The sequence below is a fragment of the Dyella soli genome (assembly GCF_054482295.1).
In genome coordinates this window covers 2,097,127-2,109,454 of the sequence record NZ_JBTFFU010000001.1, presented here as the reverse complement: position 1 = coordinate 2,109,454, position 12,328 = coordinate 2,097,127, and the positions used below count along the sequence as shown (strand labels likewise).

Annotated in this window: 12 protein-coding genes; 10 read left to right on the top strand and 2 right to left on the bottom strand. The window is 59.2% G+C overall.

Annotated features, from left to right (window positions below):
• The first annotated feature begins 42 nt into the window (after positions 1-42).
• The 6 genes from ACXU4B_RS09705 (at position 43) to ACXU4B_RS09680 (ending at position 5,628) form a co-directional block, all read left to right on the top strand.
• Positions 43-924 carry an alpha/beta fold hydrolase gene (locus tag ACXU4B_RS09705; protein WP_165583177.1) on the top strand — a complete coding sequence of 294 codons (882 nt, stop codon included), beginning with the start codon at positions 43-45 and terminating at the stop codon, positions 922-924.
• Between the two features lie 14 nt (positions 925-938).
• Positions 939-1,733 (top strand): SDR family NAD(P)-dependent oxidoreductase, encoded by a 795-nt coding sequence (locus ACXU4B_RS09700; protein WP_240734099.1) that lies wholly within the window; start codon positions 939-941, stop codon positions 1,731-1,733.
• 51 nt (positions 1,734-1,784) lie between these two features.
• Complete coding sequence (locus ACXU4B_RS09695; RefSeq protein WP_131409975.1) at positions 1,785-2,159, top strand: hypothetical protein; 375 nt, start codon at positions 1,785-1,787, stop codon at positions 2,157-2,159.
• A gap of 452 nt (positions 2,160-2,611) precedes the next feature.
• Positions 2,612-4,483 carry a PAS domain-containing sensor histidine kinase gene (locus ACXU4B_RS09690; protein ID WP_165583176.1) on the top strand — a complete coding sequence of 624 codons (1,872 nt, stop codon included), beginning with the start codon at positions 2,612-2,614 and terminating at the stop codon, positions 4,481-4,483.
• Positions 4,484-4,580: 97 nt separating this feature from the next.
• Entirely contained in the window at positions 4,581-4,949 is a 369-nt protein-coding gene (locus tag ACXU4B_RS09685; RefSeq protein WP_205746545.1) for a response regulator transcription factor, read from the top strand.
• Between the two features lie 43 nt (positions 4,950-4,992).
• Complete coding sequence (locus ACXU4B_RS09680) at positions 4,993-5,628, top strand: response regulator transcription factor (protein ID WP_131409971.1); 636 nt, start codon at positions 4,993-4,995, stop codon at positions 5,626-5,628.
• Between the two features lie 89 nt (positions 5,629-5,717).
• On the opposite strand, the gene ACXU4B_RS09675 is transcribed toward ACXU4B_RS09680, so the two are convergent.
• Positions 5,718-6,539 carry an alpha/beta fold hydrolase gene (locus tag ACXU4B_RS09675; protein WP_131410519.1) on the bottom strand — a complete coding sequence of 274 codons (822 nt, stop codon included), beginning with the start codon at positions 6,537-6,539 and terminating at the stop codon, positions 5,718-5,720.
• Between the two features lie 308 nt (positions 6,540-6,847).
• Here ACXU4B_RS09675 and ACXU4B_RS09670 point away from each other — a divergent pair, with 308 nt between their 5' ends.
• Positions 6,848-7,876 (top strand): alpha/beta hydrolase, encoded by a 1,029-nt coding sequence (locus ACXU4B_RS09670; protein ID WP_131409969.1) that lies wholly within the window; start codon positions 6,848-6,850, stop codon positions 7,874-7,876.
• A gap of 379 nt (positions 7,877-8,255) precedes the next feature.
• Positions 8,256-8,768 (top strand): Dps family protein, encoded by a 513-nt coding sequence (locus ACXU4B_RS09665; protein ID WP_131409967.1) that lies wholly within the window; start codon positions 8,256-8,258, stop codon positions 8,766-8,768.
• Between the two features lie 823 nt (positions 8,769-9,591).
• Here the strand turns inward: ACXU4B_RS09665 and ACXU4B_RS09660 are convergent.
• Positions 9,592-10,137: a lipocalin-like domain-containing protein gene (locus tag ACXU4B_RS09660; protein ID WP_165583175.1), complete on the bottom strand. Its 546-nt coding sequence runs from the start codon at positions 10,135-10,137 to the stop codon at positions 9,592-9,594.
• Between the two features lie 138 nt (positions 10,138-10,275).
• Here ACXU4B_RS09660 and ACXU4B_RS09655 point away from each other — a divergent pair, with 138 nt between their 5' ends.
• Together ACXU4B_RS09655 and ACXU4B_RS09650 are read left to right on the top strand one after the other, a co-directional pair.
• Positions 10,276-11,205, top strand: a complete 930-nt coding sequence (locus tag ACXU4B_RS09655) for a LysR family transcriptional regulator (RefSeq protein WP_131409963.1) — start codon at positions 10,276-10,278, stop codon at positions 11,203-11,205.
• 215 nt (positions 11,206-11,420) lie between these two features.
• Positions 11,421-12,218, top strand: a complete 798-nt coding sequence (locus ACXU4B_RS09650; protein ID WP_131409961.1) for a hypothetical protein — start codon at positions 11,421-11,423, stop codon at positions 12,216-12,218.
• The last annotated feature ends 110 nt before the right edge of the window (positions 12,219-12,328 follow it).

Here is a 12,328-nt window from a genome sequence, read left to right as displayed (position 1 = left end):
AATCTCGAGCCACTGACCTCACCCCTTCCAGAGACGGCCCCCATGACGCCTTCCGAACCCGATTCAGTCAAGACCCGGTCGATCCTGACCAACCTCAGTCGGTTAGCGGTTTACGATACCGGCATACCTAACCGCGCGGCGGCCTCGTCGGAGGTGCTGGTCCTTTGGCCTTCGGTTCTGGCTGACCACCGAATCTACGACGCGCAAGTGGCTGACCTGCGTGAACATCACCGACTGATCCTCATAGATGGCCCCGGTCATGGCGCCAGCGGCCCGTCCTCGGGGCGCTTCAGCATGGAGCAATGCGCGGATGCACTTTCGCAGGTGCTGGACACTCTCCAGATCGTCAAGCCTGTCGTTGTCATTGGCACGTCGTGGGGCGGCCTCGTTGCGGGCGAGTTCGCGTTAAAGCATCCCGGGCGCACGCGCGCTGTCGTCATGCTGAACACTCCCGTCTTCAAGACTCGAGCGCGCTGGCGCGATAGCTTCGTTAGTTGGGGTGCTCGCTGGCTGAAATTTACCAACAGATACGTACAGGGCGTGGCCGACGCCTACTTTATGCCCGAGACGAGAAAGCGTGAGTCCGCTTTCATGGAAGGATTCCGCAAGCATATCCGGGGAGTAAGCGGTGCAGCGCTGTCGCGGGCTGTTCGCTCGGTACTGCTGGAAAGAGAAGACCTGGCGTCGCGTCTGAACAGCATTGCCGCGCCAACCCTGTTCGTCGCCGGAACGCATGATTCCATGTACCCGGTGGACGATCTTCGGCACGCCGCCGCTCAGTTGACGCGCGGCCGCTTCATTGAACTACCAACGGCCCACCTCTCGGTCGTCGACGCTCCCTCTGAAACTACCCAAGCCATCGATTCGTTCTTGACCGAACTTCAATTGACGAGCTCTTTTAGCTCGCCAGGAGCTAAAGCTTGAAGAATGAGTCGCGAGTGATACTGGTCACGGGTGGCACGCGCGGGATTGGCTCTGCGATCGCATCCCAGCTCCGCGGACGGGGGCATCGCGTTTACGTGACCCAGCGCGCCCCAGTGGAGGGCGAGCCGCAGAGCGGCCTCGACGTGCTGAATCTCGACATTACTAGCGCGGCCTCGGTCGAAGCATGTGTGGGAGAACTGCTGCGGCGTGAGGGCCACCTCGATGTTCTTATCAACAACGCCGGTTACGACCTCTTCGGCGCCGTGTTAGAGACTCAGTGGCACGAATTCATGGACCAGCTGGACACGAACTTTCTTGGCGCTGCGCGCATGGTCCAAGCCGTCTTGCCGCATATGCTGGAGCGCCGCTCGGGTCGCATCATCAATATCAGCTCGATCGGAGGCGAGGTCGGCCTTCCGATGAACGCAGCCTACTCAGCTAGCAAGTTCGCTCTCGAGGGCTACACAGAATCGCTCCGCCAGGAGCTGATGCCGCTCGGCCTCTATGCTTGCACTGTCAGTCCGAGCCCAGTGGCCACTGGCTCGCTCGAGCAGTCGATCCGGGAAGTCAGTGCGGCTGACAATCCGTTCGCTGGGAGGCGAGCCGAACTAGTTAGGCGCATGCGCCGCGATGGCCTTATGAGTCGCACTCGGCCAGAGCACGTGGCGGCCGCTGTCGCACAGGCCGTACATGCCCAAGTGCCGGCACCGCGCTACCGGGTAGGTTCGCTCGCCCGTTGGATCCCTCGCCTGAAGGGATGGCTACCTGACTCGCTGTTTGAGCAATTCATGCGCCGCACCTTTCCCTGATCTGCAAGTCCCCTTGTACGAACCATTCGGCTTGGCCGTCGGAGAATCACCGTGATCGTCGACCACATTGGCATCGTTCTACTGGTTAGCGGCGCGTTTACGCTGCTGCCGATCGTGATCTTCCTACTTCCAGCACACGGGACAAGACTCTTGTTCGGAGTCGATGCGGCCGATGGGATCGGCGGGCTGCTCACGCGACATTGGAGCTTGCTGGCACCGAGCCTTGGAGCGCTATTGATCTACGCCGCGTGGCACCCGGAACTACGCGTTCCGCTGATGTTGGCTGCAGGTGTCGAGAAAGCCGGGCTGGTTGGATTGATCGTAGCCAGTTCGAAAGAGCCGTACGCGGCCCGTCTGCGCCCAATCGCCGTCTTCGACTCGGTCATCGTGCTGGTCTACGCCATCTATCTATGTCACGAACTTTGATTGGGCGACCAAGCCTGCGTTTCTCAAGGACACGGGCTCAACGAAGGATTCCCCAGCACTGCGCGGACAGCTGGCCGCTAGCCGCAAACAAGCCGTGACATCTAGTGATCCACTCTCAGTATTTCGGGACATCAGCCATGTTCTCCGGCTCATCAATGCTGCCGACGGCCCTGAGCGTGCCGCCACAACGAACGCGGATCTCGATTTCTACCCTAAAGACGGACCCTCGCCGTAACGCTTCGATGACACCACAGCACTCCCCGAACAGCTTGATCCGCGGGTGCGTCCTGGGCAGTTTGCTACGTCCCACCGCTTACGTAGACGGCTAGGCACTCGAAATGACCCGAAGCAGACAGCATTCGAACGCAGACCTCGGGGGTGGCAGACCGACATCTACCGACCGTCTGTTCATTTATTATGCTGTCGCTGACCAGCTTTCTCGAGAACCTCGCATGAAAAGCCAGTTGCGGGTCATCGGCGCCCTTGCTCTGTCACTCGCCGTTTTCATGATTGACGCGTTCACGACGGTAAATGGAGCTATCGCCGTCGTCTACATCGTGGCAATTTTTCTGGTTGCCCCTCTCGGCTTGCGAGCCATTATCGCGGCTGCCATCGTCGCCATCGCGTTCACGCTTCTGGCGTTCGGCCTTCAACATGGGGAGCAGCTCAACAGCAGCGCGCTGATCCGCCTTGTCGTTTGCATTGTCGCTATCTCGTTGACGACGGTCCTTATCCTTCGGGACCGAGCTACCCGCACATCACTGGTTGAGCAGGCCAGAATTCTTGAGCTATCACACGACACCGTCATCATTAGGGACAAGGACGATGTCATCGTCTATTGGAACGATGGCGCTGAGAAGCTGTACGGATGGATGCGCAGCGAGGCCGTAGGCAAGCATTGCGAGAGCCTTCTTAAGTGCCGCTTCTCCTCGGAAGAAGTACAGGCTGCCTTTGATCTTGAAGGCCACTGGACGGGTCAACTGATTCGTACACGCCGCGATGGTGCCTCACTTACCCTGGCAAGCCGTTGGCTCCAGCGTAAGGATGATGGAGGGCGCCCTGTTGGAGTCATTGAGTCGAGCGCGGATGTCACAGCGCAGCTACAGCATGACGAAGCGCGACGCGCCTCGGAACAACGATATCGGACCATATTCGAGACAGCCGGCTTTGCTACCTGGGAGTCGAATTGGCTTGATACCAAACGCGTGCTTGATCAGTACACAGGAGACATCAGCCAGTTCGAGGATTGGCTATTGGCGAATCCGCAGGTCACTCAAGCCGCCATCCGGGGGGCCATTATCCGCAACGCGAACCCCGCCGCTGTACGGCTATTCCAAGCAGGCAGCAACGAAAAGCTGTCAGGGACAAATCTGTGTGGTCGATATCTTCCCGAGAGTTTCCCTGCGATCGCACAGCTACTTGCGACACTACGTAAGGGCGAAATGGGCGCAGAGAACGAAGTCCGCTTGAAATCGCTGGCAGGGGAAGTTGTCGACGTGGTCCTTCGCGTCAATATCCTTCCGGACTCCCGGGACTGGGCACATGTATTGGTCATGGCTTTCGATGTGACCGAGCGGAACCTGTCGCGCGCCCGAATAGAGCAGACATCCGCGGAGCTTGCTCACGCTGCCCGAGTATCACTTCTAGGGCAGCTCTCCGCATCCATCGCGCACGAAGTGAATCAGCCACTCACAGCGATCCTCAACTACGCCCGCTCGGGCGAACGCTGGCTATTACGGGAAGAACCCGATCTCACGGAAGTTTCATCGAGTCTTCAGCGCATTGTGACCAATGGGAACCGGGCGGCAGAGGTGATCAAGCGAGTGAAGGCTTTAGCCAAGAAAACCGTGACTCCCGCGGCAAGCTTCAGTCTGCCAGAGATCGTCGAGGACGCTCTGGGACTCGTACGGCATGAGGCGAAGTTACAGGGAGTCAAACTAAAGCAATCATCGGAAGGAACTCTGCCCCTTGCCTTCGGTGACAGAGTCCAAGTGCAACAGGTTCTCGTGAACCTTATCGTTAACGGCCTACACGCCATGCGAGACGTGACCGATCGGAAGAGGGAGTTGCGGATCCTTCTTGGTGTCGCGCCTGCCGGCATGCTTCGCGTTGAAGTGCGAGATGTCGGTATGGGCTTTGCCCAGGAAGCCATTGGGAAGGTTTTCGATCCGTTCTTCACGACCAAAGCTGAAGGCATGGGTATGGGTCTTTCCATATGTCGGTCCATTATTGAGACCCAAGGAGGGCACATCATCGTGAGAAACAACGAGGGGCCGGGTGCGACTGTCACTTTCACCGTCCCCGCGACCCCGGAAAACACATAGGCGACGGTGTTACACCTATACATTCGGATGGTAGAGAACGGGACCTAAAACATGGAGAATGGCTCCGAAAGTCCCTGTACAGGGCATGGAGTTGTGCTTGAGCCAGGTTCACACCATAGGCGTCGTGGATGATGACGAGGAAGTGAGGGACAGCATCGTTGCTGTCTTTCGTTCCGAGGGCATCAGCGTGTGTGCCTTCCCGAGCGCCGAGACGCTGCTTGCTTCTCCTCTGATCGATACGCTGGAATGCCTCGTCACGGATTTACACATGCCCGGAATGGATGGGTTTGGCTTAAGGCGCGTGCTGATCGATCAGGGAAAGCCGCTGCCGGTAGTCATGATGACCGCGTTCGCGAGTCCCGAGACGCGAGAGATTGCCAATCGCCTTGGAATTGCGGAATTCCTCGAGAAGCCGACCGATCCGGACGTGCTCTTGAAAATAGTCAGGTCACTTCTCGCCAACTAGTAGCTCGATCATTCGGTGTCCATCCAACAGGTCGAGGCGCGCCTTGGAAACTGAACTGATTTGCGTGTTGGATGATGACGAAGAAGTCAGGTCGTCATTGGAAAGCTTGCTGCGTGCCGCGGGGTATGGGGTCCAGGGCTTTGCGACCCCCGAGGAATTCCTGGCATGTGATGCGGCCGACACGGCTGTTTGCCTTGTTCTTGACGTTCAGCTGGGTAGCGTTAATGGGCTGGATTTCCAGCAGGAACTGGTCGAGAGTGAAACGCCGATTCCCGTCATTTTGATCAGTGGCCACGGAGATATTCCGATGACGGTTCGCGCCATGCGGGCCGGAGCGGTCACGTTTCTACCCAAGCCGTTCGAGGAGCGTGAATTGCTCGCGGCCGTACAAGAAGCTGCCATCCGGGATCGCAACCGAAGAGCGGAGATCGATGCCTTTGCCTCCGTTCGCGCCAAATTCGATAGCCTCTCCGCCAGAGAGCGCGAGGTCTTTGGCCTTGTAACATCAGGTCTTCTCAATAAGCAGATTGCCGGTCGCCTCAAGCTGAGCGAGATTACCGTGAAGATCCATCGGGGAAACCTGATGCGAAAGATGCGGGCCGAATCGTTGGCGAACTTGGTGCGAATGGCAGAAGCGCTTGGCATTCGCGAGGCGGTCTCTCGCTACAAGCACGACTGAAAGCAGCTACGACCGCTCTGGACGACCGACGAAACCCGTACGAATCCTTTGGCCCACCGGCAAGACTGTCGGTGGGCCAATTTTAATGGTCATTCCCGAATGAACGCGAGCAGATCGCGATTGAGATCGTCTTCGCGAGTGATCGGCAGGCCATGCGGAGCGCCGGTGTAGACCTTCAGCTTTGCGTTGGGAACGAGCTCGACGGAGCGCTTGCCGGCGGCATCGATTGGAACAATCTGATCATCATCGCCGTGGATCACCAGTGTCGGCACTTGGATGCGCTTCAGATCGTCTGTGTAATCGACCTCAGAGAACTCGTGGACGCAGTCGTACTGTCCCTTGATGCTTCCCATCATCCCCTGCAGCCAGAATGATTGGCGAATGCCTTCGGAAACCTCGGCATGAGGTCGGTTGTACCCAAAAAATGGCAGCGTCAGGTCGAGATAGAACTGGGAGCGATTCTGGAGCACGGACTGCCGAATACCATCAAAGACCTCGAGCGGCGTGCCATTGGGGTTGCTGGCGGACTTCACCATGATCGGCGGAACCGCGCTCACAAGAACGGCTTTGCCCACTCGGGGGGCGCCCTGGTTTGCAACATAGCGTGCAACTTCACCACCACCTGTCGAATGACCGACAAGCACCGCGTTGCGCACATCCAGGTGATCTAAAAGCTCGGCCAGGTCGGCGACGTACTGGTCCATGTTGTTGCCATGCCAGGTCTGATCCGAGCGTCCGTGGCCACGGCGATCGTGCGCAATCACCCGATAGCCGTGGGTTGCCAGGAACAGCATCTGCGAATCCCAGGCGTCGGAAGACAGCGGCCATCCATGGGAAAAAACTACGACCGGTCCGGTTCCCCAGTCCTTGTAGTAGATATTGGTGCCGTCGGACGTTTTGAAAGTGCACATGGCGATGCCTCTTGTGGTGGTGGCCATGATGGTTGGGCATCGAGTACGAAAAGCAAAGGTGGAAAAGGCTTATACAAAAGTATGGAGGCGTGCGTAACCCTCCACTTGAGTGCGTGAGAAAACGCTTGGAAACAGCAGTTTAAGGCGCAATCCGTGCTCCATGTTCGGCTCGCTAATACCTTGGCATGAATGTCGTTCGTTCGATGGTGCTGCTTAGATGCGTTCGTCCTCGGCATCGACTGATGTCGCAGAAGACGAACCCATCTCGGAGCTTCTCCGAGTCAAGTCACTCGCTCACGGAGAACACCATGAAACGCATCAACGGCCTTTGGGCCCTCATCATCGGAGCAGCCGTCATGTCTCAGTCCGTTTCCGCCGAAGACTTCAAGAACAACACACACCTGGATCCAACCGTCCGGTCGTTCCTCACCGAACTCAGCAAGAATCCGAGTCCGTTCTGGCAGCTTCCACAGCCGAAGCCGCAGGAGATCCTGACGGCCTTACAGAACCAGACGCCCGTCGATATGTCTGGTGTGACGACGACGGAACGGACAATTACGCAAGACGGTCAATCCGTGAAGATCTACATCATGAAGCCAGATCACGCTGCGGCCAACCCCGGCGTCCTGTTCTTCATCCATGGCGGCGTCTGGATCGTCGGCAACTTTGACAACCATCAGCGCCTGCTGCGCGACCTCGTCGTCAAATCTGGCCAGGTCGGCGTTTTTGTCGAGTACACCCCGCTGCCACAGGCGAAATTTCCGACGCAGTTGGACGAGACCTATGCCGCACTGGTGTGGGTGGCAGCTCATGGTAAGGAGATCGGCGCAGACGGCAGCCGCATCGCGGTGGCGGGTAACTCGGTCGGCGGCAACATGACGGCGGCTATTTCTCTCATGGCCAAGGATCGCAAGGGCCCGAAGATTGCCTATCAGGTGCTGCTTGTACCCGCGACCGACGCCAGTGTCGATAGCGAGTCCTACAAGAAGTTTGCGGATGGCTACTTTTTGTCGCGTGCTTTCATGAAGTACGGCTGGGATCTCTATGCGCCTGACGCCAAGACGCGTGATAACCCGTATGTCTCGCCGTTGCGTGCAAGCAAGGATGAGCTGACCGGTCTTCCGCCTGCACTGGTCATTACGGCGGAGAACGATCCGCTCCGTGACGAGGGTCAGGCCTACGCGCGCAAACTAACGGATGCCGGCGTTCCGGTGGCGGCTGTGCAGTACAACGGAACGATCCACGACTTTGTTGCACTCAACGCTTTGCGCAAGGTCCCGACGACCGAGGCGGCCCTTGATCAGATCGCCGAAGGCATCCGTGAGCACCTGAACTGATCGGACGCGGAAGCACGAGCTTCGTCATATCAGCCACGTCCCCTGCCGTCATTTGACGGCAGGGGTCTGCCTCGTTCTTGGGAGCGCTTGCTATCGATCCAGAGCAGCCCTGTACATCGCAACGATGCACGGTGTGGAAGTGGTCCGCGCCTTTGCGGATCGGACATCTGCGATACCACAAAGTGATCTTACCTCTACCTTCAATAGTCTACGAATGCGTGGGCATACGAGAGTTGGCCTCCAACCGCCCAAAGCACAAGGCGGTAATGGCCATAAACGTCACGATCTGACGCTTTTGGGACCGGATCAGCGGAATTTGTGCGATCGCCGTTAGCAACAACGTCTAGCGCTCTAAGGCACGAATCATCGAGGAATCGCTATGAACAATTTCGAACCTAAGGACCTGCGCATGTCGCCGTTGCGGACGCGTAGCAATTTCCCACAAGAGATAGTCGCCAGCTTGGCTGGCGAGCTGAATGCGCTGCTTGCGGATGTCTTTTGTCTCTATGTAAAGACCAAGAACTTTCATTGGCACATGTCCGGTCCGCACTTCAGGGATTTCCATTTGTTACTGGATGATCAGGGCGCAGAGCTCTTTGGTGCTATCGATGACATCGCGGAGCGAGTCCGCAAGCTTGGAGGAACTACGATCCGGTCGGTCGGTCATCTGTCTCGCTTACAGCGGCTGAGCGATAGCGATGCGGATTACGTCACTCCGCCGGACATGTTGGCCGAGCTTCGCGAGGACAACCTGCGATTGTCGACCTACATGCGAGAAACACATGGGCTCTGCGATGAAGTGGGCGACGTCGCTTCGGCCAGCTTGTTGGAGAACTGGATAGATCAGGCGGAGAGACGCACCTGGTTTCTCTTTGAGGCGACGCGTAGTTGATGAAGTCGATGATGCGATCCGATGGCCTATTTATAGTTGACAGTGCCGGGGACGTTACCTCTGGAATTTTGCTCGTAATCAGCGCCATGCGTGTGGAGGTCAACGCTTCCTTTGGTCTCAGTGGGCGGAGGTGGCGAAGCGCTGCGCGCTTCGCCACCCGGCTTGGAAGAGGCGGCCTGGACGCCCCTTCCCACGCACCGAAGAAATCGTTGGCGGCGCCGAGCCTGTCGGTAAGTTGCTCGAGGCAGATGCGGACTGAGGAACTATCCACTTCCGACCCGAAGGGGACATGAAAAGTAAAGGGGTACGGCGACATGCTGCTCACCGATCACCGATCACCGATCACCGATCACCAGATCGATCAGCGATCCCTATTGCGCTTTTGCGCCGAAGCGGCCGAGTTGCTCGATAGCCAGGACTTTTGCGCATTGGCGCATCGTTTTGGCTATGAGATGGCGTATAACCGGAGGGCGTCGGATGTAATCCGGGCCGACTTCGCAGCCTGCCCGACTGGGGCCGATCCAGGACGTGGTCAGGTGATTCCGTGGCAAACAGTCAAGGATTTCAAGCCGAACGACACGAATCTGTTCGCCGCTGTTGAAGGAGTTGCGCACATGCCCGAGGGTCCATCGGTCCTGGTGGATCTCATCGTGACGGAAAGCGGGTCGGACCGATATGTCACTTCGGAAGACATCAGTCCCGCCCAGCGGCCGCGTGTGTGGCCCGCTTCCTACCCAGGCGGACATCCCAGGCCATCCCGGAAATGCGCCTTACCCCAGGGCGCATCTCCATACGACGGCCGTCGCCTCGCCGGTATGCGCCTCTATGAATGGACGCGGCGCCACACGACTTCGCCACGGGCGCCTTCAGCAGCACCGCTGGATGGCTTGGCGACGGTATAGGTCAGCTCGTCGCCATGGATGGTGTAACTGGACTTGCCGATGCGGCCGTCCCAGTTGGGGAACGACGCGTGCACGATTTCGCTGTGCAAGACCTGGGCGTCGGCGCTCATGTGACCGTAGTGGGCATTGCTGTCCATCGAGGCGGCGCGATACTCCGCAGGCGTGCCCTTGGATTTGTCGTTGGCTGCAAACGGCATGCGCTTGGCGCGCACGATCTGCATCATGTAGTCGCCCTGCGAGTCGATAAGCCACATACCCGTGGGGTTGGGGCCGTAGAGCTCCACGCGATGGCCATCGGGATAGACGTTGTCGCAACGGACCAGCGTCCACGCGCCGACCAGTTCCTTGGGAACCATGCCGTGGCCGGTGCTTTCGCCAGGCCTGATGGCGTCCTGGGCAGCCAAGGCCGGCGCTGCGGCCATGCAGGCAACGAGGCAGGCAATAAGCAGGCGTTTGGCGATCGACATGGCGACACCTCCGGTAGATGGGTGGGTCGGATCGTCGCTCATGCATTTGGATTTGATAATGGGTCTTCTCTTTGATTGACCTGCAAATGCTATTTGAAGATGATCCAGCCCAGGTCTCCCGCACCAGGGCTGGAACTCATGAACCGCTTCAGCGACATGCAGCTTCTTGTCGACGTGGCCGACCTCGGTAGCCTCTCGGCGGCCGGGCGTCGGGCGGGGCTTTCTCCTGCTGCGGCCAGCGCCTGCGTGCAACGGGTGGAGACCATGCTGGGGGCGCGGCTGTTCGAGCGCACGACGCGTCAATTGCGCCTGACCGATGAGGGGCGCATGTACATCGCCTCCTGCCGGGTCGCGATTGAAACCATGAAGGAGGCCGAGCGCGCGGTGCGCAGCGGCACCGACGCGGTCAGCGGAACGCTGCGGGTGTCGGCGCCGTCCGATCTGGGGCGCAACCTGCTGGTGCATATCCTCAACCGCTTCATGGAGCTTCACCCCGACGTGCGCGTGGTGCTGACGCTGTCGGACTCGCTCTCGCGCTTCGTGCCGGACGATGTCGACGTCGCCATACGCGTGGGTCCTTTGGCGGACAGCGACCTCGTCGCGCGCCATCTTGCCGACAGCTGGCGCGTGGTATGTGCATCGCCCGCATGCATCGAAATCCACGGCATGCCAACACAACCCGAGGAACTCGCCGAACTGCCCACGCTGGTATTGACCACCCATGCGGGGCCAAGAAACGAGTGGCAACTCGGCGAGGACGTCGTACGCGTCCGGCGCTATCACGAGTGCACTGACAGTGAGGTGATACGCACCTGGGCGGTCCTGGGGCGCGGCTTTGCGTATCGACAACTTTGGGCAGTCGCGGCGGATGTAAGCGCTGGCAGGCTGAAGCTCGTCCATGCGCCGGCCTGGTCCGCGCCATCCCCCATCCACGCGATGTACCACCCCAACGTGTTTCAGCCGCCACGCGTGCGCCGCTTCGTCGATTTCCTGCAGGAAGAATTTTCACGGCGGTTTGCTGCCGAGGGCGAGAACGCCTTGGCGTCGGCATTCAAGGGGGAGCCATAATCCGAGCGTCCGCTTGCGGCACCAAGCGGACTTGGGGGATGGATCCATTGGCGGGCGGGCAGTCGCCGTAAGTGCTGCGGGAGATAGCCAGCAACCGAAAGACGTTTTGAATAGGAGTGAATGCCCTAGCCAAGGACAGGCGCGAGGCCGATGTGACTGGAAAGCCGGTCCAGGCTGTGGACCTTCGCTGCAATCAAGCATCATCCGGGGGTGTCGTGACCAAGCGCCTGCTTTGCCTGATCATCGGCCTGGCTTTGTCGAGGCTTTGTCCTGCCGCGGACTTCAACCCGTTCGAGGGGCCGGAGCCGCTCCTGGTCGTCATGGAGTTCGACCCATGGTCGATGGTGCTGGGCGCCGATTCACCGCGGCTGGCCATTTACGAGAACGGCGACGCGATCTTTATTGGCAAGGATGGCGGTGACCGGGCTTACCGCTTCAAGCGACTGTCGACCAAGGAGCTGGAAGCGCTGAGGCAGCAGGCGGGCAAGGTGTTTCGCGGCACGGAGCTCAAACATCATTACGACCTGCGCGGTGTCACCGACCAGCCGGTGGCCGAGTTCTACTTCCACGACGCCAGGGGCTTCGTCGCTACCGAGGTGGTTGGCCTGGAGTGCGAGCCGTCGAAGCCATTTCCGTGGTACAGGGTGGTTGCCCCGCCTCCGCAGGCGCTGCTCGACTTGAACGCGTCCCTTTGTTCGCTGGACTTTCCCGGCAGCGAAAAATGGTTGCCGCCCTATGCGGAGGTCATGATGTGGGACTACCACTACGCACCGGGCACGTCGGTCCCGTGGCCAACGACCTGGCCAGGGCTGGGATCTTCCAGAACCCTCAGACGTGGCGAGGACTATTCGATCTTCATGGACGGAGCGATGCTCCCGCAGCTGAAGGCCTTCGTGCACGGGATCCCCGAGAAGAGTGCGGTGTCCATTGACGGAAAGAAAAAGAGTGTTTCGGTGCGGATCCCGTTTCCCAGCGAACCGGTCTGGCGTCGGGCGCTTGAATCCATCCGCTAGTTGGTGGGAAAGAGCTCCATGCGAACGTCTCGCGGCTGTCGCCCATCCAAGGTTCGCTGTCGGGGCCTGGCCGGCGCGTATGACCATGGTCTGAGGAATCAAAGTGACTG

Excerpts from the sequence above, each read along its gene's own strand:
- ACXU4B_RS09655 (WP_131409963.1), top strand. The coding sequence starts at position 10,276 with ATGAACCGCTTCAGCGACATGCAGCTTCTTGTCGACGTGGCCGACCTC.
- ACXU4B_RS09670 (WP_131409969.1), top strand. The coding sequence starts at position 6,848 with ATGAAACGCATCAACGGCCTTTGGGCCCTCATCATCGGAGCAGCCGTC.
- ACXU4B_RS09665 (WP_131409967.1), top strand. The coding sequence starts at position 8,256 with ATGAACAATTTCGAACCTAAGGACCTGCGCATGTCGCCGTTGCGGACG.
- ACXU4B_RS09675 (WP_131410519.1), bottom strand. The coding sequence starts at position 6,539 with ATGTGCACTTTCAAAACGTCCGACGGCACCAATATCTACTACAAGGAC.
- ACXU4B_RS09690 (WP_165583176.1), top strand. The coding sequence starts at position 2,612 with ATGAAAAGCCAGTTGCGGGTCATCGGCGCCCTTGCTCTGTCACTCGCC.
- ACXU4B_RS09660 (WP_165583175.1), bottom strand. The coding sequence starts at position 10,137 with ATGTCGATCGCCAAACGCCTGCTTATTGCCTGCCTCGTTGCCTGCATG.
- ACXU4B_RS09705 (WP_165583177.1), top strand. The coding sequence starts at position 43 with ATGACGCCTTCCGAACCCGATTCAGTCAAGACCCGGTCGATCCTGACC.